Source organism: Aeromonas bivalvium (genome assembly GCF_046078285.1).
Lineage (GTDB): Bacteria > Pseudomonadota > Gammaproteobacteria > Enterobacterales > Aeromonadaceae > Aeromonas > Aeromonas bivalvium.
Genome location: NZ_JBGXBV010000001.1, coordinates 1,167,700 through 1,193,616, shown reverse-complemented (window position 1 = coordinate 1,193,616; position 25,917 = coordinate 1,167,700). Strand labels below are relative to the sequence as shown.

The window sequence follows — 25,917 nt, the reverse complement described above, 5'->3', positions numbered from 1 at the left end:
TAGTGTGAAGCTGATCGTCCCCCTTTTTTCTGCTCTTTGCCGCCCTTTTTTTGGCGCTAAAAACAAGAGCCAAAAGACCCTCTGACTCTGTGCTCCTGCTCACACAAAGGGGCTGATGGCGGCGGTTGGCTGCCGGGGCGGGGCGCTGCGTGTTGACGAGGGGGGAGGGCTGGGAGCGCAATAGGGGGTTTGTGAGGTTGAAGCTTGGGGTCGGGAGCCCTAAGAGCAAGGCCCGGCCTTGCTGCCCCGGAAGCGGGTGTCAGGTTGATCGCCTCAGCCTCAGCCTCAGCCTCAGCCTCAGCCTCAGCCTCAGCCTCAGCCTCAGATTTAGATTCAGATTCAGATTCAGATTCGGCCTTCGTCTCAGGCCAGGCCTTTTTGCCTGTAGGCGATGGCCACCGCTTGCCGGTCGCCGTGTCCCGGCCTGGTGGCGCCTGGCGCCACCAGGGTGTGGCGGGAAGGCAAGCATCGCGGGCAAGGGAGGTGCCATGGGCAGGAAGAGTGTTGCGAGCAAGGGCGGGGGTTCCGGCGACCCACGACGCCGGGACCAGGGGCCATGGCAGCGCCAGGGGGAGGGGGGGCACGGGCGTATCCGGGATGGCGGCGGGCGCCATGAAAGCGGGCCCCGTGAGGGGCCCGTGTGCAGGGAGAGTCGGCCTCAGACGTTGGGCTTGAGGGCGAGCACGTGGAGCAGGCGCTCCGGGGTGTTGCTGTGCACCTGGGGCTTGGCGACCGGGTTGTCGGCATTGAACCAGCCATGGAAGCGCTTGGTGTTGTACTCATACCAGGTGGGGTTGTTGTAGACGGGGATGATGGTCTGGTTGGCCCCGACCCGCTCCTGGATCTCGTTCATGATGGCCTTCTGCTTGGCGAGATCCGCGGTCTGGCTGAAGCCGTCAATCAGCTTGTCGAGGGCGGGATCCTGGTAGCGGGGCGCCGCGAAGCGGTTGCCGCGCTCACCCATGTTGCGGGAGTGGAAGGCGGTCTCGAAGTAGTTCTGGGGGTTGGCGCCGGTCAGGTAACCCTGCAGGGCCACATCGAAGTCACCCGTGACCAGGTTGTCGGTCCAGACGGCGGCTTCCGGGGTGGCCGTCTTGGCATCTATCCCCAGGGCCTTGAGTCCTTCCACCCCGATCTGGACTGTGTTGACCCAGTCGGTCCAGCCGTTGGGCACTATGATCTTGAACGCAATTTTCTTGCAGCTCGGGGTATCGAGGAAGCTGTCGCCGTCACAATCCTTGTAGCCAGCCTGCTTGAGCAGCGCCTGGGCGGCGGCCATGTCGAACTTGTTGAACTTGCCGTACTTCTGATCCACCTCTGGGTTGTTCCAGCTATCGAACAGCTTGCCAAGGCCAGAGGGATATTCGTTGATGGTGGGATAGCCGTAACCGGCGATATCCACCATGGACTGTCTGTCCATGGCCATGGAGAAGGCGCGGCGGAAGTTGATGTCATTGAAGGCTTCGTGGTTGCCCGGATCCTTGGTCTGGAAGTTGACGTTGAAGGCGACCGTACCGGAGGCGGGGAACCAGTATTTGTTGTGCTTGGGATCGTTGCCGACGTAGAGACGCTCGATATCCGGCACGAAGGAGCCGAACCAGTCTACATCCCCCTTCATGACGGCGGCCAGCACCTGGTCGTTGGTGGCCATCTGCGGCATGCGGATGCAGTCGATGGCCAGGTTGGCGTTGTCCCAGTAGTGAGGGTTGCGGCACTGGGTATAAAGCTGGGCGGAGAAGTTGTCCACCTGGGTGAAGGGGCCGGTGCCGACCGGCTGGTCGTTGGTGAAGGCGACCGGGTCTTTCACCGTTTTCCATTGGTGCTCCGGCACCAGGGGCACCAGGGCTATCTGGTTGACCACCCCGGTATTGACCCGGACCAGGTCGAATTTGACCTTGTACTGGTCCAGCTTCTCGACCCCGGAGATCTGGGTCCAGATGGCCCTTTCATCCAGGGCCTTGTGGGCCTTGACCAGATTGAAGGAGAAGATCACGTCGTCCGCATCGAAGCCTTCACCATCGGACCATTTGACCCCCTGGCGCAGATCGAAGGTGACCGAGGTGAGATCCTTGCTGAATTCGTACTGGGTGGCGAGGCGAAACTCGGGGCGACCGCCCTGCAGCTCGTTGAAGATGACCAGGGGTTCGTAGATGAACTCCTTGGTGGTATGCAGCAGCCCGGCCTGGAGGAAGGGGTTGAAGTTCTTGACCCAGGCAGTCTCCTGCTGGGCGACCAGGGTCAGCACAGTCTTGTTGTCTGTGGTGCCGTCGGCGGCATGGAGCTGGGGGGCGGCGAGCATCAGGCTCCCCATCATGCAGGCGGTGGCGACCCGGGATAGGTTGGCAAGCATAGTGTTTCCTTGTTATGTGAACGTCCCTGTGAGGGGATGCCAAGGGGCACCCGACCTCAGTCTGGGGTCTGTATGACCCCCCTCTAGCTAAGCAGGTTTAACAAGAAAGAAACATTCAATCGTCACGTCGATATCGTAAAAATCCTCCCTTCGACGTCAATATCGTCAAATAATGAATTTATCCATTCATTATCAATGCATTAGGTTAATTGTTTTCGCGTAAAAAGCGCAGTGAAGGCATAGGATCTTGACGATAATGTGACGGATATCCGTACGGTTTTTCCTCGTTCACGGGATCTTCATTTTGTCTGGGAACAAACCCTGTGAGTTCCTGTTCTCTGGCGAGCCGTGATGGCGTGCGAGGCGCTTCCTCTTCCGTCTCCGGTGGCGGGCGATGACGGCGGCGTGCCAGCCGGTGCGGCGCCGACCGTCAAGGGCTTGCCAGCAAAGGGAGGGGGGTGAGGGCAAGCGCGCCGCCGCAGATGGCGCAGCGGGTATGAAAGCCATTGCCGACGCCGAAGCTGATGATGGGCAAGGCGCAGCACGGCGGTGCCAAGGTCCTGATGGTGAGCAGGATCATGGCGCGGTAGCGGGTATGACAGCCATTGCCGACGCTGAAGCTGAAACTGATGGTGGGCAAGGCGCAACCCGGCGGTGGCAAGGTCCTGATGGTGGGCTGGATCATGGCGCGGTAGCGGGTATGACAGTCATTGCCGACGCCGAAGCTGATGGTGGGCAAGGCGCAGCACGGCGGCGCCAAGGTCCTGATGGTGGGCTGGATCATGGCGCGGTAGCGGGTATGACAGCCATTGCCGACGCGGAAGCTGAAACTGATGGTGGGCAAGGCGCAGCACGGCGGTGCCAAGGTCCTGATGGTGGGCAGGATCAGGGCGCGGCGGGGGCGTCGATTGCCATGGCTGGGCGACAACGAGGCTGCGGCAAGGGGAAGGCTGGGCTGGCAGGCCAATTGGGCCACCACCGTGGGCCTGATGCACCGCACCTCACCGAAGGGGCCTGGATAAGGGAGCCTGGTGGAGAGGAGGGCAGGGCCGGGGCGGCGTGGCAGGAGCCGCCCCGGCTCGGGATCACCCCTTGCGGTGGGCGAGCTGGCGCAGCAGCTGGGCGCTCTGGCTCAGACTCTGGCGCTGGGCCTCGCCGAGTGGGCATTGTTTGAGCACGTACTCGGCTGTGGCGATCACCGTCTTCCAGCGGGGCGCCTTGGGCAGGGTATCCAGGCTCAGATACTTGTCCAGGGTGCGGGTCTGGGGACTGGATCTGTCCATGTAGACGCGCCACAGCTTGCTCTTCTCGGCCAGCACTATCTTGCCCTTGCCCGTGCTCTGCTGCCAGGCATCGAGGGCGAGGCGCATGGTATCGACCAGGGCGTGGCGCAGGGGATCCTCATCCTGCTGGCGGATCAGGTTGTCGGCCAGGGAGCGGAACTCGCCCCCGAGCCGGCTCAGCTCACCGAGCAGGTGATCGTCTTCAATGATGGCCTGACGGGACAGACTCTTGAGGGCGTTCTCCAGGGCGGTGATCCTGTATTCATCCGGCGCTATCTGATTGCAGATGAGGGCGTAGGCATGACGGTCGTTGAGGCGGATGGGCAGGGCCCGCACCAGGGTCGATTCGCTCTGGCCGGCCACGCAGAATCCCAGGCTCTGTTCGGTGCGGCTTGCCATGTCCGGCCACTGCTCGGCCAGGGGCTGGCTGAGCCACTCGTCCAGCGGCAGTCCCTCCATGGCCTCGGGCTCCTGGCCCAGGCGGGTGGCCAGGGCGCGGCTGGCAAACAGCACTACTCCCTGCTCGTCGATGAAGGCCATGGCATCCCCTCCCTCGCTGATGAGGGCGAGCAGCCGCTGCTGATCCTGGCGCAGGCTCTCCTGCAGGCTCAGCCTGTGCTCTATCTCCTGCTTGAGCAGACGGTTCTCCACCAGGGTGGCCCGTCCCTGTCTCGCCTCGAGCAGGGCCCGTACCCGGGCGAACAGCTCCTCCTTGCAGAAGGGTTTGACCAGATAGTCGTTGGCGCCGGCATTGAACCCCTCCTCTATCTCCTTGGGTTGATTGAGGGCGGTGAGCAGCAGCACAGGCAGCTGATCCTTGGGGCTCTGCTGGCGCAGGCGCCGGCAGACATCGAACCCCGACAGGGTGGGCATCATGACATCGAGCAGCACCAGATCCACCGGCTCGCTCGCCAGCTTGGCCAGGGCGTCGTGGCCGTCGCTGCTCGGCAGTATGCGATAGCCGCAGGGCTGCAGGAGGTGGCGCAGTATGTGCAAATTGATGGGCTCATCATCCACCACCAGCAGCAGGGGGGCACCAGGAGGGGGGGGCGGCAGATCTTCGCTCTCCCATTCGGGCAGGCTCAGGGGCACGTGGCGCACCAGGGCCAGCTCCTTGGGGCGAGGCTCGCCGGGGGCGGGCAGGGCATCCTGATGGGAAAGGGGCAGGCAGACGCTGAAGGTGGAGCCGACGCTGGGCTCGCTCTGCACCGTCAGCCTGCCCCCCATCAGCTCGACCAGCTGGCGGGTGATGGATAGGCCCAGGCCGGCCCCCTGCTTGCCTGCCTCGTGGCTCATCTGTACCAGGGGCTCGAAGATGTGCTCCAGGTTGTCCGGCGCTATGCCGATGCCGGTATCCGTCACCTTGATCCAGAGTCCCTGCGCATCCTGGCTGGCGCTCAGCACCACCTTGCCCTGGGGGGTGTACTTGATGGCGTTGCCCACCAGGTTGTAGAGCACCTGTTCGAGCCGCTGTTCGTCCGCCAGCACGGGGGGAAGCTCGTCCGGGGTGATGTCCACCAGGGTCAGCGGCTTGGCCTGCACCAGGTGCTGGCAGAGATCCAGCACCAGCCGCACCACCCCCTTGGGGTTGACCGGGCGGGAGTGGATCTCCAGCTGGCCGTAGCGCATCTGATGGTAATCGAGCAGATCGTCCACCAGGCGCGCCAGGCCGTCGGCACTCTTGATGATGAGGCCGAGCTGTTGCTGCTGGCCGTCGGTCAGCTGCTGGCGGCTTGCCAGCATGGCCTCCGCCATTCCCTTGATGCCATGGATGGGGGTGCGCAGCTCGTGGGAGGTGTTGGCCAGCAGCTCATCCTTGAGCTTGTCCGCCTGTTGCAGGCTGAGGTTCTGCTTGTGGGTCAGCTTCACCTGCTGTTGCAGCTCCAGGGTCTGACGCTCGATCAGCTCTATCTTCTCCTTCACCGAGCGCTGCATGTGGCGAAACGCCTGGGCGAGGCGGTCTATGTCATCCTCGGTGCGGGGGATGGCGATGGGGTGATCCAGGGCGCCATCGGCCACCTGCTCGGCGGCGGCGGTGAGGGAGCGCAGGGGGGCCGTGATGGAGTTGGAGAGCCAGCGGGAGAAGAGGATCAACAGCACCAGGGAGCTCAGCCCTAGCAGCAGGGAGAGGGTCTCCAGCTTGCGAATGGGATCATAGGCCTCCCGGGTCGAGATCTCGGCGATGAAGGCCCATTCGGTGTCGAATACCTTGACCTGGGTGTAGGCGGCCAGCACCTCGTCCCGTTGGTAAGATTCGAACAGGCCCACACCCTGCTCCCCGGAGAGCGCCTTGAGGATCAGCGGGGTCTCGGGGGGACGAAAATCGGGGGAGAAGCTCTTCTCCACGCTGAAATCCGGCGCCAGCCAGGCATCGGCGCGCATCCGCTTGTCCGGGCCGATCAGGATGGTTTCGCCTGTCTCTCCCAGTCCTTCCCGCTCCCCCATGATCTCGTTGAGCTTGTCCGGGCGCAGCTCGAAGATGACCACGCCGCGCACATAGTCATATTGCATCACAGGGGTGGCGAGGTAGGCGACCACTTCGCCGGTCAGCTCGTTGCGGCCAAAGTCGGTGAACTCGAAGATCTGCTGGGGCGCCTCGCCGCTGTCGAGACGGCGTTTGATGCGGGTGAAGGTGTGGCCAAGGCCGCTGCCCTGGTAGGGGCCAGACAGCAGGTTGGTGGCGAAGTTGGCGCGCTTGGTGACCGAGTAGACCACATCGCCGTTGATGTCGATGAGGAAGATGTCGCTGTAGTTGGACTTGCGCACCATGTCGGCATAGCCGCGGTGAAAACGCTGATGAACCCGGCCATACATCTCGTCCGCCAGTATGAGGGCGCTGATGGCGGGTTCTATGTCTGCGCTCTGGCTGTCGGGCTTGCGCAGCTGATCCCAGGATCCCGTGATATAGCGTTGCTGGGCGCGCTGACGGGCGGCCTGGGGCGTGGTGCCCAATTTTTCGAAGGCGCCGGTGAAGCCGTAGAAGCGCCCTATGCTGTTGCCGGCAAAGTCCTGCTGGGAGAAGGCGAGGATCTGGGCCTTGAGGTTGGCGAAGTAGTCTTCCAGCTGACTCTTCTTGATGTTGCGCACCGACACCAGGTGATTGGAGGTCTGGGCGGTGAGGTCCTTGCCATGGGTATGAAGAAAGAAGAGGGCGACCACCAGAAAGGGCACCATGCCCAGCATGAAAAACGCCAGCATCAGTTGGGTCTTGAGTCCGCGCGCCTTGAAGATCCATTTCATCGTGAACAGTTCATTCAATTGAGAAGCCAGTTAGTAACCACGGCAGTCTCGGGCCAAAGAGTAGTCATTTCAATGGCTTTATCCAAATTTCGCCTGTGGGGTCACAGGGGGCGCACTTTTTTTACGCAAAGCGAATAAAGCCTGAGCAAACGGTGGGGGAGAGGGGGAAAAGCCGCAAAAAAGGGTTGTGCTGCGTCTCGGGGTACGTATAATGCGCCTCGTTGTCAGGCAAGACCGGACAGCATGGTTCAGGCGGGAATAGCTCAGTTGGTAGAGCACGACCTTGCCAAGGTCGGGGTCGCGAGTTCGAGTCTCGTTTCCCGCTCCAAATTATCTCATCGACACCAAGGATGAGATGTCAATTCAAGGGTTGCCCTTGACCGTGTGGCGCGTTAGCAAAGCGGTTATGCAGCGGATTGCAAATCCGTTTAGTCCGGTTCGACTCCGGAACGTGCCTCCATCTTCTTCCTCCTTTTTCCCTGTGCTTCCAAGAACAAAGACGGTTTATTGCCATCCCCTTGCGATCTCTGCAAGACGTCCCCTTTGTCCTCTCCTTCGTTATCCCTGCTCCAGCAAGAATTCACACCCGAGCGTCTGCCATTTGCCGGCCAGATAGCGTTGCAATGATTCTGCCTCCTGCTGCGGCATGGACGACGCTGGCATCCGTCTCTCCTCCAGTTCGGCCATCTGCTGCTTGAGCAGGCCACATTGCCACAGGCTGACGCTGGGTACCCCCTTGTCAGCGAAGGTTATCCTGTCATCGAGATTGCCGCGCCACTCTTGCCATTCGCCATGGGCCAGGAGGGCGAGCAGCACCAGGATCATCAGGTTGCCCACCTTCATGCGTCATACCTCCCTGCCGTCTCTATGCTAACTCTGGTCAAGGGATCCGGCCTTGACAAGTTGTGTTGTATTTTCGTTAAAAAACGTAATTTATACTCATGTTTAGCCTTGGATGGAGATGGTTGACCATGAAAGGGAAAATGGTGTAGTAATCCAACAACGTTTGGCGTAAACTTTGTTCAGTGGTCTTACCAGTGAGGCGTTCCATCATGTTTCATCCCTTCTCCCTGATACACATCCTTGTGCGTCGTACCCTGGTGCTCCTGGTCGGCGTGCTGGCGTTTCCCGTCATGCTGTTTCGTCGCGATCGGGCCCGTTTTTACAGTTATCTGCACCGGGTCTGGTGCAAGACCAGCACCAAACCCGTCTGGCTGAAGATGAGCGAGCGGGGCGAGCGCATCTTCTACTGACTCCGGTAGAAGAGGGCGACGCGCAAACGACAAAGCGAAAAAAGGCAGCATGGGCTGCCTTTTTTTATTTCTTTTTTTCATGTTTAAAAACAGCGGATTAGCGTGACTTCCTTGGGCGCAGAGCAAGGGGCTTGCCCTTGAGAAGGGGCCGGACTGAAAGCGTTGTGGCCCGGGGCCGGTTCTATAGAGTGATCCGCGCCGCGGTTCATCCACCCGTCGACCTCTCTATTGATAAGGAAGCTGAACATGAAGATATCGATCGCTCACGCCTGTGCCATGACAGGCCTGCTGGCCCTGGGTAGCCAGTTTATGGCCGCACCCGCCCAGGCGGCCGAGGAGAAAGAGAAGTGCTATGGCGTCGTCAAGGCGGGCCAGAATGATTGCGCGACCAAGACCAGCTCCTGCGCCGGTACCGCCAAGACGGATGCCGCAGGGGACGCCTTCGTGGTCATGCCCAAGGGACTGTGCGAAAAACTCGCCGGTGGCAGCCTGCAGCCGAAGTGAGCACTCATGGGGTGGCGCCGTCATGACGCCACCCCAGGGGTCAGATGAGGAGAGAAACCATGCACAGCGCCATCGGCATCGGTCTGCGCCCGCCCCATTATGATGTCATGCTGGCGACCCGGCCCGCCGTCGGCTGGCTTGAGGTCCACAGCGAGAACTATTTCGAGCCCCACGGTCGTGCCTTCGCCGTCTTGGCGGCCCTGGCCGAACATTACCCCGTCAGTCTGCACGGCATCGGCATGTCGCTGGGGTCAAGTGATCCCCTCGACCCTGGCCATCTGGCCCGGCTGCGTGCCCTGGTGGCCTGTGTCAAGCCGGTAAGGGTCTCGGAGCACCTGAGCTGGGGCAGCGTGGATGGCCGTTACTTCAATGACCTCCTGCCCATGCCCTACACCCGGGCCGCCTTGGCCAGGATGAGCGACAAGGTGAGGCGGGTGCAGGATCTGCTGGGCTGCGAGCTGCTCATCGAGAATCCCTCCTCCTACCTGCAATTTGAGGGGGAGATGCCGGAGTGGGAATTTCTGGCCCGGCTGCAACAAGAGAGTGACTGCGGCATCCTGCTCGACCTCAACAACCTTCATGTCAGTGCCTTCAACCAGGGCTTCTCCTGCGCCGACTATCTGGCCGCCATCGATCTGGCGACGGTCAAGGAGATCCATCTGGCCGGCTTTACCGACAAGGTGCTCCCCGAAGGGCACCTCTATATCGACACCCACAGCTGCCCCGTGGCCGACCCCGTCTGGGCCCTCTATCGCACCCTCTGTGCCTGGGGCCCCCGGCCGACCCTGATCGAATGGGACAGCGAGATCCCGGCCCTGCCCGTGCTTATCGCCGAGGCGGACAAGGCCAGCCTCATCCTGGAAGCGGCCCTGGCCGAGGGGAAGGAGCCGAGCCATGTCTGACTCCCTGGACCATGAGCCGGATTTGCTCGGCCTGCAACGGGCGTTTGCCGCCAGCCAGCTGGGGATCTCCGATGAGGTCGCTGCCCGGGTGATGCCGGGCCGCTTCACGGCCGAGGCCCTGCTGCAGCTCTATCGCAACAACTTCATCCTCAGTCTCACCGAGGTGCTGGCCGCGACCTATGGCGCGACCCGTGCCATGGTCGGGGAGGCATTCTTCGATGCCGCCGCCCGCGGCTTCATCCTGGCCGCTCCCCTCCAGGAGGGGAACGTCATGGGTTATGGCGCCGGGTTTGCAGACTGGCTTCGCGGGTTGCCGACCACGGCGCACCTGCCCTGGTTGCCCGAGTTGGCGATGTTCGAGTGGCAATTGGAGCGCACCGCCCTGCTGCCGCCCGAGACGCGGCGCTGGCCGGCACAGGCGCTGGCGGCCCTGGCCCCTGAGGCCTGGGGGCGGGTACGACTCCTGCTGGCCGACAACCTGACCCTGCTCCATTGCCGCGCCGATGTGCTCGGATTGTGGCGCATGGCGCTGGCGCAAGGGGATCTCCCCGCGGATCCCGATGCCCCCTGCTGGCTCGCCCTGCAAAAACAGCCGGATTTCAGCGTGGTGCCCCTGCCCCTGGAAGAGGGGCACTATCGGCTGCTGCATGCCTGCCAGCGGGGGGCGAACCTGGCCTCCCTCGACGATGAGCCCGAGCTGGCAACCCTGCTGCCAGCCCTGGTGAGACGGGGATTGCTGGTGGGGTTTTCACAAGATGAGGATGAGCCCGCCGCTGGGCCATCTGCCGCCATGCCATTGGCCGAGACTGGGCCCGGTCATGCCGGGGTCGCCGACACACAAGGAGAGAGTCGATGAGAGCATGGATCGCACGGGGCCAGCAACTGGCCGAACGTTGGCAAGGGACTCTGGCGGGGGCGGTGCTGCTGCTGGCCAGGCTCTGGGTCGCCGTCATCTTCCTGAGGGCCGGCTGGCTCAAGTTCACGGCCTGGGACAGCACCCTCTATCTGTTCGAGTTCGAGTATCAGGTGCCCCTGATGCCCTGGTTGTGGGCGGCCTATCTGGGCACGGCGACCGAGCTGCTGCTGCCGCTTTTCCTGCTGGCTGGTCTCTTTACCCGGCCCGCCGCCCTGCTGTTGTTCGGCTTCAACGCCATGGCGGTCATCTCCTATCCCACCCTCTGGGCCGGGGGCTTTTACGATCACCAGCTGTGGGGCTGGATGCTGCTGACCCTGGTGGTGTGGGGCGCAGGCCCCCTGGCGCTGGACAGCTGGCGCCTTGCCAGGGGGCGTGGCGGCCATTAAGGTGGGGGCCAAATGAAGGGGCCATGGCGCCCCTCTTGTCATCATGGTGATGCACCCAAGGAGAGAGGCATGATGGTTCGCGAGGCCCTGGCCGCCGATATTCCAGCCCTGACGGATCTGCGCATGGCGCTGTTTTGCGAGCTGGGGGAGCTGGCGCAACCGGATGCCGATCCCGCCCTCAGACAGGCGACGCAGGCCTATTTCATCCAGGCGCAGCAAGAGGGCAGCGCCCGCACCTGGCTGGTGGAAGAGGGGGGCGAACCGGTGGCGTGCGCCACCCTGGCCCTCTTCGTGCGGCCACCCTATCCGGGCAATCTGGCGGGGCGGGAGGGATATCTGCTCAACCTCTACACCCGGCCGGCCTGGCGCAAGCGCGGCATGGCGAGGGCTCTGCTCCATGCCATGGTGACCCATGCCAGGGAACAGCAGCTGGGCAAGCTGTGGCTCCATGCCAGCGACCAGGGACGAGCACTGTACGAAACATTCGGTTTTTCGGGTAACCCGGCCTGCCTGGAGTGCTCCCTAACCCCCTGATGCCGACGCCGGTTTTTCACCCTGATCCCGACGCCGGCTTTTCACCCTGATCCCGACGGGATCCTGCCTCGTACTGACGCTCTTGGCGACACAGTCGCTTTTCTATACACTGCGCGCCCGCACCCTGCAAAGAGCTCTGACCACCGAGCCAGGGCCATCAGGAGCACTGGGGGCTGGGTGCCACTCCGGACCGTCAACGAGGTAGAAGCGTCATGTTCAATCACAAACTCAAGGGACAGTTGCAGGCTTGTCAGACCCGACTCGATGAGGCGCAGAGCATAGTCGAGGCTATCCAGGGGGGCGCCGCGACCATCCTCTTCAGTCCGGACGGGGAGATCCTGGAGGCGAGCCCCTCCTTCCTGGCGCTCATGGGGTATGGCACAGGCGAACTGCCGGGGCGCCACCACAGCCTGCTTTGTCCCAGAGGGATGGACAAGTCTGGCGACGAGCAGCAGTTCTGGCGCCGCCTCGCCCAGGGGCAGCCCCAGTCCGGTATCTTCGAGCGCGTCAACCAGCGAGGGGAGACCCGCTGGCTCGAGGCAAGCTATTTCCCGGTGCAGCAGCAGGGCAGGGTGACCCGGGTACTCAAGATTGCCCGCGACGTGACGGCGCGCCATCATCAATTGCAACGGCTGGAGGCGCTGGCCCAGGCACTGGACTGCTCTCAGGCGATCATCGAGTTCACCCCGGGCGGCGAGATCCTCGATGCCAATGCCAACTTCCTGGACACCATGGGCTATCGGTTGAGCGAGCTGGTGGGCAAGCATCACAGGATCTTCTGCGACGAGGCCTTTTGGCGCGAACAGCCCCACTTCTGGGAGGAGCTGGCCCGGGGCCAGTTCAAGTCCGGTCTCTTCATGCGCTACAACAGCCGGGGAGACGCCATCTGGCTGGAGGCCACCTACAACCCGATCCGGGATGAGGGCGGCAAGGTGGTCAGGGTGGTGAAATTCGCCAGCGACATCACGGCCCGCATTCATCAGAGCCATGCCACCCGGGAAGCGGCCCGGCTCGCCCACAGCACGGCACAGGAGACACTGCACAGTGCAGAGGAGGGGGCCGGGTTGCTGCGCGCCGTGGTTGATACCTCCTCTCTCATCGCCACCCGGGTGGATGAGACCAGCGCCCTCATCGCTCAGCTCAACGAGCAGTCCAGGAGCATAGAGGCCATCGTCTCGACCATCAGTGCCATCGCCGATCAGACCAACCTGCTGGCCCTCAACGCCGCCATCGAGGCGGCCCGGGCCGGGGAGCAGGGGCGGGGCTTTGCGGTGGTGGCCGACGAGGTGCGCCAGTTGGCAGCCCGCACCAGCCTCTCCACCGACGAGATAGCCAGGGTGGTGCAGAAGAACCGGGAGCTGACCGCCAGGGTGACCGAGGACATGGCCGGGGTGGCGGGCAGCGCCGAGCTCGGCAAGCAGCAGATAGCCGGCGTGGACAGGTTGATGACAGAGATCCGCGAGGAGGCGAGCCGGGTCTCCCAGACGGTGTCCGCCCTCTCCCTCTGAGCGCGGTCGTGGCGCCCTGGCTGAAATGTCGCCAGATGGATATGATGCTGGTCACTGACCGGCATTTTTATGGGGGAGGCGCCCCGGGGAGCAGGGATGAAGATAGCCATACTGGACGATTACCAGGAAGCCAGCCGGACGCTGGCCTGTTTTGACAAGCTGGCGGGTCACGAGGTGACCCTGTTTCGGACCCCGGCCGCGAGCCGGGCCGAGCTGGTGGAGCGGCTGCGCCCGTTCGAGGCCCTGGTGCTGATCCGCGAGCGCACCCGGATCGATGAGCGCCTGCTCGCCCGGTTGCCCCGGCTGCGACTGGTCAGCCAGACCGGCAAGGTGAGCCAGCATCTGGATCTCGCCGCCTGCAGCCGTCACGGCGTGCTGGTGGTGGAGGGAAGCGGATCCCCCGTGGCGCCGAGCGAGCTCTGCTGGGCTCTGATCCTGGCGGCGAGTCGGCACCTGCCCGCCTATTGGCATGGGCTCAGGCAGGGGCAGTGGCAGCAGAGCGGCCCCCTGGGACTGGGGCGCTCCTTGTCGGGGCTGACCCTGGGCATCTGGGGGTTTGGCAAGATAGGGCGCAAGGTGGCCGCCTTCGGCCAGGCCTTTGGTATGAGGGTACTGGTATGGGGCAGCGAGGCGTCCCGGGAGGCGGCAGAGGGGGCGGGCTATCTCGCCGCCCCCTGTCGGGAGGCGCTGTTTGGGCAGAGCGATGTGCTCAGCCTGCATCTGCGCCTGTGCGACCAGACCCGCCACTGCGTGGGACAGACCGAGCTGGCGCTGATGAAGCCAGATGCCTTGCTGGTCAACATCAGCCGGGCCGAGCTGCTGGCCCCCGGCGCCTTGCTGGCGGCCCTTTCGGCCGGGCGACCCGGCTTTGCCGCCCTTGACGTGTTCGAGCAGGAGCCCCTGGGCCGGGATCCCCTGCTCGCCATGGCCAACGTGATAGCGACCCCGCACCTGGGCTATGTCACCCGGGACAGTTATGAGTGCTATCTGGGACAGGCGTTTGACAACCTGCTCGCCTTCGCCGCCGGGGCCCCGGTCAACATGGTGAACCCTTCATGCGGCTGGGAGGGGCGCGTGCAGGAGCCCCCCTCGGCGTGATGCCCCGCGGCTATCTCACGGCCCGTGGCGATTATCTGCGCGATCGCGCCGCCAAGCTGAATCACGGCTGTACTGGCCAGACCTTGCCGATTGTTGCCCGGCCCACCCTTGATTAGGCTGTGCCCCTCCTTTCTCAATATGGTGTAAGTAATTGACATGGCACGACTGATGGGCAAGAAGGTGGCGCTGGCGCTGCTGCTGGCGACGGGCACTCTTGGGCTAGGTGGCTGCATGGGGCAGATGGGGCTCTCCGCCATGGTGACCCAGGCCAACCTCAAGGTGGTGGATAACAGGTATGGTCGCGCCGGTGTCTTCGTGCTGCTCTCTCCCGTCTATGGCCTGGCGGCCACCGCGGATCTCTTCGTGGTCAACACCATAGAGTTCTGGTCCGGCAAGAACCCGGTGACCGGCAAGTCCCCGGCGCTGGTGGATCACAGGGCCGATGCGGTGATCAAGGTCAACCCGCACCTTGATCCTGCACTCAACAAGGTGCCCCTGGCCATGCTGCCCCAGGGAGTACGCGAGGTGGAGGTGCACTATCCGGATGAGCATACTGCGCAGATGGAGATCCACTATCAGGATGGCAGTCAGGGCACCATGCGCGGCGAGCGCCGTGGCGAGGTGGTGGATCTCTACTAGCAGGGGCGTCTGGTCTCGACCCTGAGCCAGGATCAGCTGGCCGCCATGAGCCGGGCCGGCTCCGCGACCGGTTGAGGGCCGCGCCAGGGCGAACCAGGGGGAAGTGCGACTTGCCCTCGTCAGACAGGCCCCGCTTCGGCGGGGCCTTTTCATGGGCGTTCGGACGACCCCATGGTCGAGACAGGGGCGCTCATGGGCGCACCGAGGGCGCATGGTAGGGTTGCAGCACCAGCCCCAGCAGACGATGGAGATGCACTATCTGCTCGGTGAGCTGCAGATTGAGCCAGAGATAGCCGCTGATGGTCGCCTCGTCATCGGCCCCCGGGCGCACTTCGGCCTGTACCTGGGCGGCCGCTTCCTGCAGGCGACTGATGGCCTCGTCGGCGGCCGTGGCATCGCCGCTGTGGAGCATGAGGGCGAGCTCGGTGAGCACGGCCTCCGTGGCCTGCTGGCAGGCGCGCAGCCCGGGGTGGCTCTGCATCAGGAAGTGGCTCTGGCGATCGCGCCAGTAGGTGTTGGCCAGCATCTCCAGGGTGCAGAAGGTGTTGCGCATCGTGGTCTGGACGGCCTCGAACAGGGTGCTGTTGAGACGGGTCTCCTTGACGGCGGGCGCCAGCAGGGGCCGCAGGCTCACTATCCTGGCGAGCAGGCGGGCATGGCTCTGAGTGAGCCTGGGACGCTCCAGCATGTTGGGGGAGAGGTGGGTGTGATAGATGCGCTGGGCCTGCAGCAGGCTGTCGTGCATCTGCATGCGCCAGTGGGTATAGGCCCGCTGGGGATAGATGCTGCAACACAGCAGGGCCAGCATGGATCCCAGGATGACGTCGCCGCTGCGCCAGAGCGCCATCTCTATGTCCCCCGGTCTGGCCCCCATGGTCACCGCGAGAGTGATACCGATGAGCAGCCCTGCATAGGGGCGTTTGCCCAGCGCCAGATAGCCGCACAGGAACATGATGGCACTGCACCAGGCCAGCATCAGGGGCAGGGCATAGAGCTCCAGATAGAGGGCCACCACGCCACAGGCTGCGCCAAAGATGGTGCCCACCACCCGTTGCAGGGCGCGGGAGAGCACGTTGCCCCAGAACGAGATGGGGCCCATCACCACTACCAGGGTGATGAGAGGCCAGGTGCTTTCCGGCAGCTTGAGCTCCCGGGTCAGCAGGAAGGTGAGGGTGAAGGCCAGGGCAATGCGCAGGCCGTGTACCAGACGGTAGCGACCATAGATCAGCAGATCGAAGCGGGAGAGCGGTGTGTTCAGGCGCAAGGGCGTCGTCTCATGTCAGGTTGATCTTCTCGTGTCGCCGCACCGACGGGCAGTCGCCGTCACGGCAACCCCCCCCCCGGCAAGGGGCGGATCCGGACCCGCTCGCCGGGGGAGATGGCCGCCCGGGCAGGGAGCTCGATCAGGCAGTTGGCCGGGAGCAGGGCAGAAGGCATGAAACCACTTGCCGGGCGGACCTGCAAGTGCCCGTCGGCATCCTGGCTGAGGTAGCCGGGCAGGCAGGCCTCCCGCGCCGGATTGGGGATCGCCTCAAGGGCCCGGGCGAGCAGGCGCAGCGGCGGCACAGGGGACGGGTCATGGGCATCCAGCCGGGACTGCCTGGCGCAGACGAAGTCGGCGATGGCGTCCAGCTCGTCGAAGGCGAACCGGGGCAGGGTCGTGGCCTGGGGGGCGTCGCTCACCAGGGCGATGATGTCGGGGTCATCGGGGAAGAGCAGGGGCCTGCCGAGGGCGGCGCGATGAAGCTCCACCTTGGGAAAGCGCCTGTACTTGAACCCCTCGACCAGCAGCAGATCCAGGGCACTGGCATCGAAGCGGGCCAGCAGCGCCTCGAAGGGGGGCTCACCGCCGGGCGTCTCCTGGATCAGGGCGTGACGCAGGCTGGAGGCCGCCATCACCTGGGCGGCCCCCGCCTGGCGAAGGCGGTGGCTGTCCTTGCCGGGCTGGTCGATGTCAAAGGCGTGGTGGGTGTGCTTGAGCACCCCGAGGCGCAGGCCGCGCGCCACCAGACGCGGGATGAGGCACTCCAGCAGGGTGGTCTTGCCGGTGCCGCTCCAGGCGACGAAGCCGAGCAGGGGCAGGGGGCTCATGAGGCCTCTCCCCCCAGCAGCCTCGCCTCCCAGGCTGCAAGCTCGGCCGGGCTGTTGAGGTTGACGAAGGCATCGGGCTGGTCGGCAAAGGGCACCACCGCCATCCGATGGCGGGCAAACCAGGCCCCTGTCTTGCGCTCCCCTGACGCCAGCGCCAGTTGCAGGGAGGGGAGCAGGGCGCGGCGCAGCAGGGCGACCACGGGCTGGAGGTGTTCGCCATCGTGGGCCACCACCAGTTCGGTGTCCGGGGTGATGGCGGCGCGAAAGCGGGTCATCAGATCCCGGGGCAGGGCCGGGCCGTCACAGGGCACGAACAGTACCCAGTCGTGGCGGGCGGCGCCAAGACCCGCCTCCATGCCCGCGAGAGGCCCCTGAAAATCGACCTGGCGATCGGCGATGACGGGAGCCAGGGCGCGATAACGCTCCTCGCTGCGATTGGCATTGATCAGCACCTCGTCCACCTGGGGGCGCAGGCGCTCCAGCACGTGGGCTATCAGGGGCTTGCCCGCCAGGGGCACCCAGCCCTTGTCATCGCCCCCCATGCGGGTGGCGCGACCGCCGGCCAGGATCACGGCACTCACGGGAAAAGGCGGGCGGGTCGGGCTCTTGATCTTCATGACGCTCCATGGGGTCGATAGGGGGGACATGCCGCGCCCGGGATGCCGGGCAGCGGGCGGCATGGCAAGTGCACCGATCTTGCGCCAAGGGCCCCGCCGGGGCAAGCCCATCCCGGCCCGGTTCCGGCAGGAGAGGGCGTTTTGGCCGCAGGGTATGGCCGAGCTCACAAAATCGAATGGTCAAACGTCATATGATCGCGTTCTTATGGGTCTTGCACTCCTGCCAACTGGCAACTTCATGTAAATCAAAGAGAATGACTATGGCTACTGGACAATATCTGCTCTGGAAAGATGCAGAAGGCAACGCCTTTCGCCCCGTGTCCCTCACCGGCACAGACTTGCTCAACAACCGCTACCTCAACAAGAGCACGGCCTTCACCGAACAGGAGCGGGCCGACTTTGACTTAGATGGCCTGCTGCCACCCCAGGTGCAGACGTTCGAGGCCCAGCTGGAGCGGGTCTATCAGGGATTTCAGAGCGCCTGCAGCGACATCGAGAAGTATCAGTACCTGAGGGCGCTGCAGGACAGGAACGAGACCCTGTTCTACGCCCTGCTCTCCCGCCATGTGGAGGAGATGACCCCCATCATCTATACCCCCACGGTGGGCAAGGCGTGCCAGGAGTTCAGCCACCGCTTCCAGAAGGCTCGCGGCCTTTACATCACGCCGCACAATGTCGAGGAGATGGGGGCCCAGGCGCGTCACTTCGACAGCAAGGCGATCCGGATCATAGTGGTCACCGACAGCCAGGGGATCCTCGGCATCGGCGATCAGGGGGTGGGGGGCATGGGCATTCCCATCGGCAAGCTCTCCCTCTATACCCTGGCCGCGGGCATCCATCCCGCCTGCTGCCTGCCCATCGCGCTGGACGTGGGGACCGACAACCAGGCGCTGCTGGACGATCCCATGTACCTGGGCCAGCCCCACAGACGTATCCGCGGCAAGGAGTATGACGACTTCATCGACAAGTTTGTGGCCGGGGTCCGCCGTCATTTCCCCAATGCGGTGCTGCAGTGGGAAGACTTCAGCAAGTCCAACGCCTTCAACAACCTGGCCCGCTACCAGCAGGCGTTGCCGTCGTTCAATGACGACATCCAGGGCACGGGGGCCGTGGTGCTGGCGGGGATCATCGGCACGGTCAAGGCCAAGGGGGAGACCCTGGGGGAGCAGACCTATCTGGTCTATGGCGCCGGTGCCGGCGGGGTCGGGGTGGCGGATCAGATCTGCGCCGGCCTCATCCGCGAGGGGCTTGAGCCCCAGGCGGCGCGGGATCGCATCTACATCCTCGATAGCCAGGGGCTGGTGTGCGACAACCGGGAGGGGCTGGACGAATACAAGCGCCGCTACGCCAAGCCGGGGACCCTGCTCGCGCAGTGGGACACAGAGACGGCGGGGCGTGCCAGCCTCACGGACGTGTTGCGCCAGGTGCCGGTGACAGTGCTGCTGGGCACCAGCGGAGTGGGGGGCGCCTTTCGGGAGGAGCATATCCAGCTGATGCTGAGCCACTGCGAGCGCCCCATGGTGTTCCCCCTCTCCAACCCGACCGCCAACTGCGAGGCCCTGCCGGCGGATATCTATCGCTGGAGCCAGGGCCGCGCCGTGGTCGCCACCGGCAGCCCCTTCGCGGATGTCGAGTACGAGGGGGAACGCTATCGGGTCGGCCAGGGCAACAACGTCTTCATCTTCCCCGGGGTGGGGCTGGCGGCCATCGTCGGTCAGGTCAGGGAGATAGGGGCCGACATGTTCACCACGGCGGCCTTCGCCCTGGCGGAGTGCGTGAGCCCGGATGATCTGGCCCGTGGCACCGTCTTCCCGCCGATCCGCTCCCTGCGGGCCATCTCGGTACGGGTCGCCACCGCCGTGCTCAAGGACATAGTGCGCCGGGATCCGGGTCACCCCCTGATCGGCCAGGATCTGGAACAGCACATCCTCAGCCATATGTGGGAGCCGACCTATCTGCCCTATCGCAGGGTCTGAGGAGCGCGCCGGGCCTGATGGCCGCGCGATAAAATGAAAGAGGGTGGCCCTGGCCACCCTCTTCTTGTTGGCCCGATCGCTCCCCTCAGGGGCCTGGGCCGCTCGCCTCTCAGGGCTGAGTGGGCGGTGGCAGCAGGCTGTCATCGACGCTGCCGTCACCTCTTAGCTTGTTGCCTTTGGCATCGACGGCGTCCACGCCGTTGTCATCGATGCTGCCGTCACCTCTCAACTTGTTGCCATTGGCATCGACGGCGTCCCTGCCGTTGTCATCTATGCTGCCATCACCTCTTAGCTTGTTGCCATTGGCGTCGACGGCATCCACGCCGTTGTCATCGATGCTGCCATCACCTCTCAACTTGTTGCCGTTGGCATCGACACCATTGTCATCCACCCGGCCACCGGCATGGCGCTCCCCGCCGGCATGCTTGTCGCCACCGGCATGCTCACCCTGGCCATGGTCATCGCCGCCCTGACCACTGTCGTCACCCCCATTGTTTCCGCTGTGGCTACTATTGCCGCCACCGCCGCTATTGTTTCCAGAATTGCTACTATTGTCCCCGCCACTGTGGTCGCTGCCCCCGCTGCCACTGTTGCTGCCGCCTCCACCACTATTGCCGCCCCCGCTGCCACTGTTGCTGCCGCCCCCGCTGCCACTGTTGCCGCCGCCTCCACCGCCACTATTGCCGCCGCTTCCGCCGTCACCCCCTTTGTTGTGAACGATCAGCGAGTTGGCGATATAGCTGTGGCTGCCGTCCAGAATGAGGTTGAATAGCGCCGTGGTGGGCGGGCTGTCGACCCAGTAGAGAGACTCGACCAGCAGCTCGGCGGGCTGGGCCGCCAGCGCCAGGTTGCCAGTGAGCGCGACCGCTGCCGGTCCGCACAGGATGCGCATGCCGGTAAAGAGCGGCTGCACCGCCAGGGTGGGTTGCTCGGCGCGGGTCATGGCGGGCGAGATGGCCACCCAGCCGCGGGTGCTCAAGAAGGGATGCTCGGCGGTAAAGAAGGGGGGCAGATGATTGAGCCCGTAGAGTCTCCGGTTGCCCAGGATGACGCGCTCGACCGCCAGGATCCGGTTGATCTGGCCATGTTGATCCAGCACCTGTTCACCGGCCTGCAGCGTTTCGATGGGGCGCTCGCTGCCATCGGCCATCAGGATGCGGGTGCCGGCGACGAAGCAGGACTTGGCATGGGCCTGGTTCGGCTGCCATTGATGGTGGTCGAAGTCATAGCTGAAGGGGGTAGCAAACAGGGCCAGGGCGATGGCCGATCCCACCAGCAGTCGGCGCTGGCTGGGTTTGAACGAGGGCAGTGACATGGGTAGCTCCTTGTCTGGCTGGATTCACGCAGTCAAGTATAGAGGAGCATCCCGCTGAAACCCTTGCCATGCTATCTCGCCAGAAAAACGATTGGCGTCGGCTACAAAAGTGCGTAAAATCGCATACTCGATGCTTGTAGCAACGAATCCCGCCTAAAAAGCCAGTTTCATGCCCTCCCCAAGCAGTAAAAGGTAACGAATGACGCCGGATGGCGCATCTCATGCCTTGAAAAAGTCTTGTGATGACTGAAAAGTGTCAATTATCCCTGTCAGTTATCAAAAAATTAAGGATACCCATGTTTTCCTTGGTCAAGCAAAGCGTCGCCGGGCTGCAAATTCTGTTTGTTGCCTTTGGTGCCATGGTTCTGGTGCCCCTGCTCACCGGATTGAACCCCTCCATGGCACTGCTTGGCGCCGGTGTAGGCACCCTGCTGTTCCAGCTCTGCACCCGTCGCCAGGTGCCGATCTTCCTCGGCTCCAGCTTCGCCTTCATCGCCCCCATCATCTATGCCACCCAGACCTGGGGCCTGCCCTCCACCATGTTTGGCCTGTTTGCCGCCGGCTTCATGTACTTCATCCTGGCCGCCATCATACGGGTGCGGGGCATAGGCCTGGTACACAAGCTGCTGCCCCCTGTGGTGATTGGCCCGGTGATCATGGTGATCGGCCTGTCGGTGGCCCAGGTGGCCTGCAACATGGCCATGGGCCGCGCCGGCAGTGAACAGGTGGTGGCGCCTGCCACAGCGCTGACCCTGGCGGGGATCTCCCTGGCGGTGACCCTGATCGCGGCCGTGTTCTGCAAGGGCTGGATCAAGCTCATCCCCATCCTCTCCGGCGTCATCGCCGGTTATGTGGCCGCCGTGCTGATGGGTCAGGTGAGTTTCGATGGCATGGTCAACGCCCCCTGGCTGGCGCTGCCCCACTTCGAGACCCCGGAGATCAACTGGGCCGCGGCGCTGTTCATGCTGCCGGTGGCCATCGCCCCCTGCATCGAGCACATCGGCGGCGTGCTGGCCATCGGCGGCGTGACCGGCAAGGATTACACCAAGGATCCCGGCCTGCACCGCACCCTGGCCGGTGACGGCATCGGTGTCTGCTTCGCCGGCTTTATCGGCGGTCCCCCCGTCACCACCTATGCGGAAGTGACCGGCGCCGTGATGATCACCCGCAACTTCAACCCGGTCACCATGACCTGGGCTGCGGTGTTCGCCATCATTCTGGCCTTCTTCGGCAAGTTCAACGCCCTGCTCACCTCCATCCCCATGCCGGTGATGGGCGGCATCATGCTGCTGCTGTTCGGATCCATCGCCGCCATCGGTCTCAAGACCCTGGTGGAGTCCAAGGTGGATCTGGGGCTGGCGCGCAACATCGCCATCGTGGCCGTGACTCTGACCGTGGGCGTCGGCGCCCTGGAGATGAAGATTGGCGACTTCGCCCTGGCCGGTGTCGGTCTGGCCTCGGTGGCCGCCATCCTGCTCAACCTCATCCTGCCCCAGCACTCCGAAGAGGGTGCCATGGAGTCCGCCAAGGACTGAGCGACGATTCGTCCACAACAACGATGAAAAGAGGCCACCCCTAGGTGGCCTCTCTCTTTTCTGCTCAACCTCATCCTGCCCCAGCACTCCGAAGAGGGTGCCATGGAGTCCGCCAAGGACTGAGCGACGATTCGTCCACCACAAGGATGACAAGAGGCCACCCCAGGGTGGCCTCTTCTTGTTGCATTACGTCCCGCCGGGAGGCGCAGATGACGCACTGCCTCGCCCGGGCGAGACCGGTTATGTGGCCTGGTGGGCACGGTCCAGCTGTTCCAGCTGGCTGAGCAGGTAGTCGCGATACGCCTGGCCAAACAGCTTGCCCGGCTCAAGGGAGGCGATCAGGGCCTGCCTGCGCTGGGCGCGCAGCAGAGGAAGGCGGCGTAAATGGGTATCTATCCAGACGATGGTGCCGGAAGGCGCCTGCATCAGATTGCCGAGATGGAGATCCCTGTGGTAATAGCCGCGCCTGGCCAGCCGGAAGATGTCCCTGGCCATCTGGCGCAGCAGGGCGAGTCTGCCCGCCTCGTCGGCGTGCTGAAAATAGGTTTCGCCAGACTGGTGATCCTGCAGGTAGGTCACGGCGAGAAAGGAGCCGAGCGGATTGAGGGGATTGAGGGCGAGACCGGCAGCGGTGCAGGGCACCACCTTGAGCTCGGCCTGGCGAAGCAGGCGATTGCTGCGCCATTCCCGGAGGGCATCGATATGGCCGATCAGCCGCTTGCCGAGCAGGTCTCGACAGAGCCAGCGCAGGGTCCAGCGAGGGTACTTGTCGGGGACCAGCTTGCAGAGGCTGTTGCTGGGAGAATGGTGCCAGAAGAGGCTGCTTCCCTGTCGTTCGCACTGTCGGGTATGACTGGTTTTGTCCAGGATCCAGCTGGGCAGATGGAGATCGTCATTGATCATCAGATAGTAGTGTTTGCGACCATTGAAGTTGAGGGTGGTCAGAGTCATAGCGCAGTTTTTTTATAAGAGTGGCCCATGGTTTGCCATTCTCGCCCTGGCACGCTGACGGCAGCTGAATGGCGAGCCAGAAAGTGGCGCTGCCCTGATCTCCGCTTTTGCTCGCTCCCTGGCGCCGAGTGCTGTGGTCAAGGTATGCGACACCGGAAGAAGGGGTCGAGCATGAGGAGCCGGGCCGGGCACCGGGGGCATCGCCACGGCCGGGATGCTGGCGACTACACTCAGGGGCGTCGTTCACAGTCAAGGAGAGGAAGATGAAGACGAGAGGGATGCTGGCCCTGCTTGGGCTCATATGGGGGGCTGCCGCCCAGGCGGGAGTGGTGCGCTACCAGGTCGATGGTCAGCCCTTCGAGGGCTATTACCTGGCCGCCGCCGACAAGCAGGCCCCCCTGGTGGTGGTGGTTCACGACTGGGACGGGTTGACGGAGTATGAGGTGAAGCGGGCCGAGATGCTGGTCGGGCTCGGCTACAGCGTGTTCGCGGTGGACTTGTTCGGTGCCGGAGTCAGGCCGACCGAGGTGGAGGAGCGCAAGCGGCTCACCGGGGCCCTGTATCAGGACAGGGCCAAGATGCGCAAGCTGTTGCAAGAAGGGCTCGCCGAGGCGGGCAGACAGGGGGGGCGGCTCGACAATGCGGTGGCGATTGGCTACTGCTTTGGCGGCGCCGCCGTGCTGGAGCTGGCCCGCAGCGGCGCCAGCCTCAAGGGGATCGTCAGCGTCCATGGCGGCCTGACCACCCCCCAGGGCCAGGACTACCAGCAGGCCAAGGGGCGGCTGCTGATCCAGCATGGCAGCGCCGACGAGGCCGTCTCCCTCACCGATCTGGCGACCCTGATCGGCGAGCTGGAGGCGGCAGGGGTCAACCATGAGGCGACCAGCTACAGCGGCGCCCCCCACGCCTTCAGCGTGCTGGGTGGCGCCAACTACCGTGCCGACGCCGATGCCAAGTCCTGGCTGCGCTTCACAGAGTTTCTCGGCGAGGTGACCAAGGGCTAGGAATGGTGGCAGAGAAGGGGCCGGATTGCCCCTTGCCCCGGATGACAGGGGAGAGGGGGTCTGGCCATCGCGGGAGTGAGACGAAAAGGAGTGATGAAATGCGTCAATGGATTCAGATGTTGGCCGTGCTGCTGCTCGTCGGCTGCGCCGCCAAGGGGGATACCCCGGCCGAGCAGCGCAACAGCATCTTGCAGATGCGTCAGCAGGCGCTCTCCACCTTGTATGGACAGGATCCCAACATCAGACAGGAAGTGGCGAAATCCCGAGGCTATGCCGTTTTTACCAATGTGAACAACAACCTGCTGCTGCTCAGCGCGGGCAGTGGTTACGGTGTGCTCCGTGACAACCGCACCGGTCGTGACACCTATATGAAGATGGCGACGGCGGGGATGGGGATCGGCATGGGGATCAAGAAATTCCAGGCGTTGATCATCTTCAACGATGTCGCCGCCCTGGATCGCTTCATCACGACCGGCTTCGATGCCAGCGCCCAGGCGGATCTGGCTGCCAAGTCGGCGGACGATGGCAAGGTGGTGGTCAGCGAGGCGGCCAACGCCGATTTCCAGAAAGTGAAGATGTATCAGCTCACCGAGCAGGGGGTGGCGGTGCAGGCCACCATGCAGGGTTATAAATACTGGCCGGATGATGAGCTCAACACGGCCCGATAACCCTGAACGGATCCTCTCCACACGCGGCGCTTGTCAAGGCGCCGCGTCCATTTCTGCGGCCCGGGCTGCCTGGATGCCCTTGCCGAGAATCAGCACCCTCACCCACATGGCCCCTTCCCCCACCGGATGGCGGGCGATGAGCTCGAGCTGGCCGCTCCCGGGATCGATGCGGTGCAGGGCCACCTGCCGGGACTGCTGCCCGGTGGCGATGAGCCAGCGGCCGCCGTGGTCGATGGCAAAGCCGCGGGGACAGGACTCGGTCGGGAAGTGGCCGAGCGGGGTCAGGGCGCCGTCCTTCCCGTCGACGCCGAACAGGGTGAGCAGGCTGCTGGCCCGCTCGCTGGTATAGAGAAAGCGGCCATCCGGGGTCAGGTGAATGTCGGCCCCCCAGCGCTCCCCCTGGTAGCCTGCCGGCAGCATGTCCAGGCTTTGCCGCGGGCGGATGCGGCCATCTGCTTCCCTCTGGTAACGGTTGAGGGTGCCATCGAGTTCGTTCAGGCAGTAGAGATCGCCGTTGCCCGGGTGCAGGGCGAGATGACGCGGCCCTGCGCCGGGGGCGGTATGGATGTCGCCCTGGGGGTGGGGAGCCAGGCGATCGTCATCGTTCAGGGCGAAGCGGCGGATGACATCCTCCTTGAGGCAGGCGACCAGCAGCTCCTGTGCCCCCTCTTTCCCCGCAAGCCAGGTCACCGAGTGGGCGGCCATCAGGCCGTCGAGACGCTGGTGAGGAGCCTGCACCCGGCCCGCCTCGTCCATGGGAGAGACGCTGACATGGTCGAAGGCGTAGGAGGCGGCGAAAAAGAGGCGCCCCCTCCCATCCGTGCAGGTATGGGAGGCACTGCCTGCGAGCGGCGCCGACGCTGGTTCGCCGAGTCGGCCATCGGCCAGAATGGGATAGCTCAGCACGCGAAAGTCGGGCCGTACCCCGGCATAGAGCCAGCGTCGATCAGGGCTGATGACCAGGGGTTGTACCTGGTCCCCGGTCTGCACCTGTTGCAAGGGGGTCAGCCCCTCTTCGCTCAGCGCAAAGACATGGATCAACCCGCTGAGCGGATTGGCGACATAGACGACTTGTTGCATGCAGTTCTCCTTTGCGCCGACCACTATCAGTCAGTGGGGCAGCGGACCATTGTCCACATTGAGCTTC

The 25,917-nt window shown here is 64.1% G+C and carries 22 protein-coding genes, 2 tRNA genes and 1 pseudogene; 15 read left to right on the top strand and 10 right to left on the bottom strand.

Going from position 1 to position 25,917, the window contains the following annotated elements; all coding sequences use genetic code 11:
• Positions 1-658: 658 nt before the first annotated feature.
• From ACEUCR_RS05415 to ACEUCR_RS05405, 3 genes are all read right to left on the bottom strand, one after another.
• The gene (locus ACEUCR_RS05415) at positions 659-2,350 is read right to left on the bottom strand and encodes an ABC transporter substrate-binding protein (protein WP_408788619.1); all 1,692 of its coding nucleotides are present in this window, start codon (positions 2,348-2,350) and stop codon (positions 659-661) included.
• Positions 2,351-2,780: 430 nt separating this feature from the next.
• On the bottom strand, positions 2,781-3,278 hold the full coding sequence (locus ACEUCR_RS05410) for a hypothetical protein (RefSeq protein ID WP_408788616.1): 498 nt from the start codon (positions 3,276-3,278) through the stop codon (positions 2,781-2,783).
• Positions 3,279-3,435: 157 nt separating this feature from the next.
• Positions 3,436-6,873, bottom strand: coding sequence for an ATP-binding protein (locus tag ACEUCR_RS05405; protein WP_408788613.1), 3,438 nt, complete (start codon positions 6,871-6,873; stop codon positions 3,436-3,438).
• 252 nt (positions 6,874-7,125) lie between these two features.
• On the opposite strand from ACEUCR_RS05405, the gene ACEUCR_RS05400 reads away from it, so the two are divergent.
• Both ACEUCR_RS05400 and ACEUCR_RS05395 read left to right on the top strand, forming a co-directional pair.
• Positions 7,126-7,201: transfer RNA gene (locus tag ACEUCR_RS05400), tRNA-Gly, on the top strand.
• 58 nt (positions 7,202-7,259) lie between these two features.
• A tRNA-Cys gene (locus ACEUCR_RS05395) sits at positions 7,260-7,333 on the top strand.
• Between the two features lie 98 nt (positions 7,334-7,431).
• On the opposite strand, the gene ACEUCR_RS05390 is transcribed toward ACEUCR_RS05395, so the two are convergent.
• Complete coding sequence (locus ACEUCR_RS05390; RefSeq protein ID WP_408788611.1) at positions 7,432-7,716, bottom strand: hypothetical protein; 285 nt, start codon at positions 7,714-7,716, stop codon at positions 7,432-7,434.
• A 209-nt stretch (positions 7,717-7,925) separates the two neighbouring features.
• On the opposite strand from ACEUCR_RS05390, the gene ACEUCR_RS05385 reads away from it, so the two are divergent.
• From ACEUCR_RS05385 to ACEUCR_RS05345, 9 genes and pseudogenes are all read left to right on the top strand, one after another.
• A complete protein-coding gene (locus ACEUCR_RS05385; protein ID WP_041999813.1) occupies positions 7,926-8,126 on the top strand; it encodes a YbfA family protein in 201 nt (66 codons plus the stop codon).
• Positions 8,127-8,372: 246 nt separating this feature from the next.
• On the top strand, positions 8,373-8,630 hold the full coding sequence (locus tag ACEUCR_RS05380) for a BufA1 family periplasmic bufferin-type metallophore (RefSeq protein ID WP_041999815.1): 258 nt from the start codon (positions 8,373-8,375) through the stop codon (positions 8,628-8,630).
• Between the two features lie 59 nt (positions 8,631-8,689).
• Positions 8,690-9,532 carry an MNIO family bufferin maturase gene (gene bufB, locus ACEUCR_RS05375; protein WP_408788608.1) on the top strand — a complete coding sequence of 281 codons (843 nt, stop codon included), beginning with the start codon at positions 8,690-8,692 and terminating at the stop codon, positions 9,530-9,532.
• Entirely contained in the window at positions 9,525-10,388 is an 864-nt protein-coding gene (locus tag ACEUCR_RS05370; protein ID WP_111874862.1) for an HvfC/BufC N-terminal domain-containing protein, read from the top strand. Before bufB ends, ACEUCR_RS05370 begins: the two co-directional genes overlap by 8 nt.
• Positions 10,385-10,834 carry a DoxX family protein gene (locus ACEUCR_RS05365; protein WP_408788605.1) on the top strand — a complete coding sequence of 150 codons (450 nt, stop codon included), beginning with the start codon at positions 10,385-10,387 and terminating at the stop codon, positions 10,832-10,834. Before ACEUCR_RS05370 ends, ACEUCR_RS05365 begins: the two co-directional genes overlap by 4 nt.
• Before the next feature lie 69 nt (positions 10,835-10,903).
• Positions 10,904-11,368, top strand: a complete 465-nt coding sequence (locus ACEUCR_RS05360; RefSeq protein ID WP_392443216.1) for a GNAT family N-acetyltransferase — start codon at positions 10,904-10,906, stop codon at positions 11,366-11,368.
• Between the two features lie 212 nt (positions 11,369-11,580).
• Positions 11,581-12,876, top strand: coding sequence for a methyl-accepting chemotaxis protein (locus ACEUCR_RS05355; protein WP_408788601.1), 1,296 nt, complete (start codon positions 11,581-11,583; stop codon positions 12,874-12,876).
• A 96-nt stretch (positions 12,877-12,972) separates the two neighbouring features.
• A complete protein-coding gene (locus tag ACEUCR_RS05350) occupies positions 12,973-13,974 on the top strand; it encodes a D-2-hydroxyacid dehydrogenase family protein (RefSeq protein WP_408788598.1) in 1,002 nt (333 codons plus the stop codon).
• A 156-nt stretch (positions 13,975-14,130) separates the two neighbouring features.
• A pseudogene (locus ACEUCR_RS05345) lies at positions 14,131-14,688 on the top strand (DUF3332 domain-containing protein).
• A gap of 115 nt (positions 14,689-14,803) precedes the next feature.
• Here ACEUCR_RS05345 and ACEUCR_RS05340 read toward each other — a convergent pair.
• The 3 genes from ACEUCR_RS05340 to mobA are packed head-to-tail and all read right to left on the bottom strand — an operon-like array spanning position 14,804 to position 17,321.
• Positions 14,804-15,877, bottom strand: coding sequence for an FUSC family protein (locus ACEUCR_RS05340; RefSeq protein ID WP_408788595.1), 1,074 nt, complete (start codon positions 15,875-15,877; stop codon positions 14,804-14,806).
• A gap of 59 nt (positions 15,878-15,936) precedes the next feature.
• Positions 15,937-16,704 (bottom strand): molybdopterin-guanine dinucleotide biosynthesis protein B, encoded by a 768-nt coding sequence (gene mobB / locus ACEUCR_RS05335; protein ID WP_408788592.1) that lies wholly within the window; start codon positions 16,702-16,704, stop codon positions 15,937-15,939.
• Positions 16,701-17,321 carry a molybdenum cofactor guanylyltransferase MobA gene (mobA, locus tag ACEUCR_RS05330; RefSeq protein ID WP_408788589.1) on the bottom strand — a complete coding sequence of 207 codons (621 nt, stop codon included), beginning with the start codon at positions 17,319-17,321 and terminating at the stop codon, positions 16,701-16,703. Before mobA ends, mobB begins: the two co-directional genes overlap by 4 nt.
• 260 nt (positions 17,322-17,581) lie before the next feature.
• On the opposite strand from mobA, the gene ACEUCR_RS05325 reads away from it, so the two are divergent.
• Positions 17,582-19,297: an NAD-dependent malic enzyme gene (locus ACEUCR_RS05325; protein ID WP_041999851.1), complete on the top strand. Its 1,716-nt coding sequence runs from the start codon at positions 17,582-17,584 to the stop codon at positions 19,295-19,297.
• 109 nt (positions 19,298-19,406) lie between these two features.
• Here ACEUCR_RS05325 and ACEUCR_RS05320 read toward each other — a convergent pair whose 3' ends face one another.
• Positions 19,407-20,612 carry a Hint domain-containing homing endonuclease gene (locus ACEUCR_RS05320; RefSeq protein ID WP_408788586.1) on the bottom strand — a complete coding sequence of 402 codons (1,206 nt, stop codon included), beginning with the start codon at positions 20,610-20,612 and terminating at the stop codon, positions 19,407-19,409.
• A 296-nt stretch (positions 20,613-20,908) separates the two neighbouring features.
• On the opposite strand from ACEUCR_RS05320, the gene ACEUCR_RS05315 reads away from it, so the two are divergent.
• Positions 20,909-22,147, top strand: a complete 1,239-nt coding sequence (locus ACEUCR_RS05315; RefSeq protein ID WP_408788582.1) for a uracil-xanthine permease family protein — start codon at positions 20,909-20,911, stop codon at positions 22,145-22,147.
• Positions 22,148-22,387: 240 nt separating this feature from the next.
• On the opposite strand, the gene ACEUCR_RS05310 is transcribed toward ACEUCR_RS05315, so the two are convergent.
• Positions 22,388-23,098 carry a lipopolysaccharide kinase InaA family protein gene (locus ACEUCR_RS05310; protein WP_408788579.1) on the bottom strand — a complete coding sequence of 237 codons (711 nt, stop codon included), beginning with the start codon at positions 23,096-23,098 and terminating at the stop codon, positions 22,388-22,390.
• A 263-nt stretch (positions 23,099-23,361) separates the two neighbouring features.
• On the opposite strand from ACEUCR_RS05310, the gene ACEUCR_RS05305 reads away from it, so the two are divergent.
• Both ACEUCR_RS05305 and ACEUCR_RS05300 read left to right on the top strand, forming a co-directional pair.
• Entirely contained in the window at positions 23,362-24,102 is a 741-nt protein-coding gene (locus ACEUCR_RS05305; protein WP_041999857.1) for a dienelactone hydrolase family protein, read from the top strand.
• 98 nt (positions 24,103-24,200) lie between these two features.
• Positions 24,201-24,770 (top strand): lipid-binding SYLF domain-containing protein, encoded by a 570-nt coding sequence (locus tag ACEUCR_RS05300; RefSeq protein WP_408788576.1) that lies wholly within the window; start codon positions 24,201-24,203, stop codon positions 24,768-24,770.
• Positions 24,771-24,803: 33 nt separating this feature from the next.
• Here ACEUCR_RS05300 and pgl read toward each other — a convergent pair whose 3' ends face one another.
• Positions 24,804-25,850 carry a 6-phosphogluconolactonase gene (gene pgl, locus ACEUCR_RS05295; protein ID WP_408788574.1) on the bottom strand — a complete coding sequence of 349 codons (1,047 nt, stop codon included), beginning with the start codon at positions 25,848-25,850 and terminating at the stop codon, positions 24,804-24,806.
• Positions 25,851-25,917 lie beyond the last annotated feature (67 nt).

What these genes read in the sequence shown, in the direction of transcription:
- ACEUCR_RS05415 (WP_408788619.1), bottom strand. Translation starts at nt 2,350, where the DNA reads ATGCTTGCCAACCTATCCCGGGTCGCCACCGCCTGCATGATGGGGAGC.
- ACEUCR_RS05405 (WP_408788613.1), bottom strand. Translation starts at nt 6,873, where the DNA reads ATGAAATGGATCTTCAAGGCGCGCGGACTCAAGACCCAACTGATGCTG.
- ACEUCR_RS05390 (WP_408788611.1), bottom strand. Translation starts at nt 7,716, where the DNA reads ATGAAGGTGGGCAACCTGATGATCCTGGTGCTGCTCGCCCTCCTGGCC.
- ACEUCR_RS05385 (WP_041999813.1), top strand. Translation starts at nt 7,926, where the DNA reads ATGTTTCATCCCTTCTCCCTGATACACATCCTTGTGCGTCGTACCCTG.
- ACEUCR_RS05380 (WP_041999815.1), top strand. Translation starts at nt 8,373, where the DNA reads ATGAAGATATCGATCGCTCACGCCTGTGCCATGACAGGCCTGCTGGCC.
- bufB (WP_408788608.1), top strand. Translation starts at nt 8,690, where the DNA reads ATGCACAGCGCCATCGGCATCGGTCTGCGCCCGCCCCATTATGATGTC.
- ACEUCR_RS05370 (WP_111874862.1), top strand. Translation starts at nt 9,525, where the DNA reads ATGTCTGACTCCCTGGACCATGAGCCGGATTTGCTCGGCCTGCAACGG.
- ACEUCR_RS05365 (WP_408788605.1), top strand. Translation starts at nt 10,385, where the DNA reads ATGAGAGCATGGATCGCACGGGGCCAGCAACTGGCCGAACGTTGGCAA.
- ACEUCR_RS05360 (WP_392443216.1), top strand. Translation starts at nt 10,904, where the DNA reads ATGATGGTTCGCGAGGCCCTGGCCGCCGATATTCCAGCCCTGACGGAT.
- ACEUCR_RS05355 (WP_408788601.1), top strand. Translation starts at nt 11,581, where the DNA reads ATGTTCAATCACAAACTCAAGGGACAGTTGCAGGCTTGTCAGACCCGA.
- ACEUCR_RS05350 (WP_408788598.1), top strand. Translation starts at nt 12,973, where the DNA reads ATGAAGATAGCCATACTGGACGATTACCAGGAAGCCAGCCGGACGCTG.
- mobB (WP_408788592.1), bottom strand. Translation starts at nt 16,704, where the DNA reads ATGAGCCCCCTGCCCCTGCTCGGCTTCGTCGCCTGGAGCGGCACCGGC.
- mobA (WP_408788589.1), bottom strand. Translation starts at nt 17,321, where the DNA reads ATGAAGATCAAGAGCCCGACCCGCCCGCCTTTTCCCGTGAGTGCCGTG.
- ACEUCR_RS05325 (WP_041999851.1), top strand. Translation starts at nt 17,582, where the DNA reads ATGGCTACTGGACAATATCTGCTCTGGAAAGATGCAGAAGGCAACGCC.
- ACEUCR_RS05320 (WP_408788586.1), bottom strand. Translation starts at nt 20,612, where the DNA reads ATGTCACTGCCCTCGTTCAAACCCAGCCAGCGCCGACTGCTGGTGGGA.
- ACEUCR_RS05315 (WP_408788582.1), top strand. Translation starts at nt 20,909, where the DNA reads ATGTTTTCCTTGGTCAAGCAAAGCGTCGCCGGGCTGCAAATTCTGTTT.
- ACEUCR_RS05310 (WP_408788579.1), bottom strand. Translation starts at nt 23,098, where the DNA reads ATGACTCTGACCACCCTCAACTTCAATGGTCGCAAACACTACTATCTG.
- ACEUCR_RS05305 (WP_041999857.1), top strand. Translation starts at nt 23,362, where the DNA reads ATGAAGACGAGAGGGATGCTGGCCCTGCTTGGGCTCATATGGGGGGCT.
- ACEUCR_RS05300 (WP_408788576.1), top strand. Translation starts at nt 24,201, where the DNA reads ATGCGTCAATGGATTCAGATGTTGGCCGTGCTGCTGCTCGTCGGCTGC.
- pgl (WP_408788574.1), bottom strand. Translation starts at nt 25,850, where the DNA reads ATGCAACAAGTCGTCTATGTCGCCAATCCGCTCAGCGGGTTGATCCAT.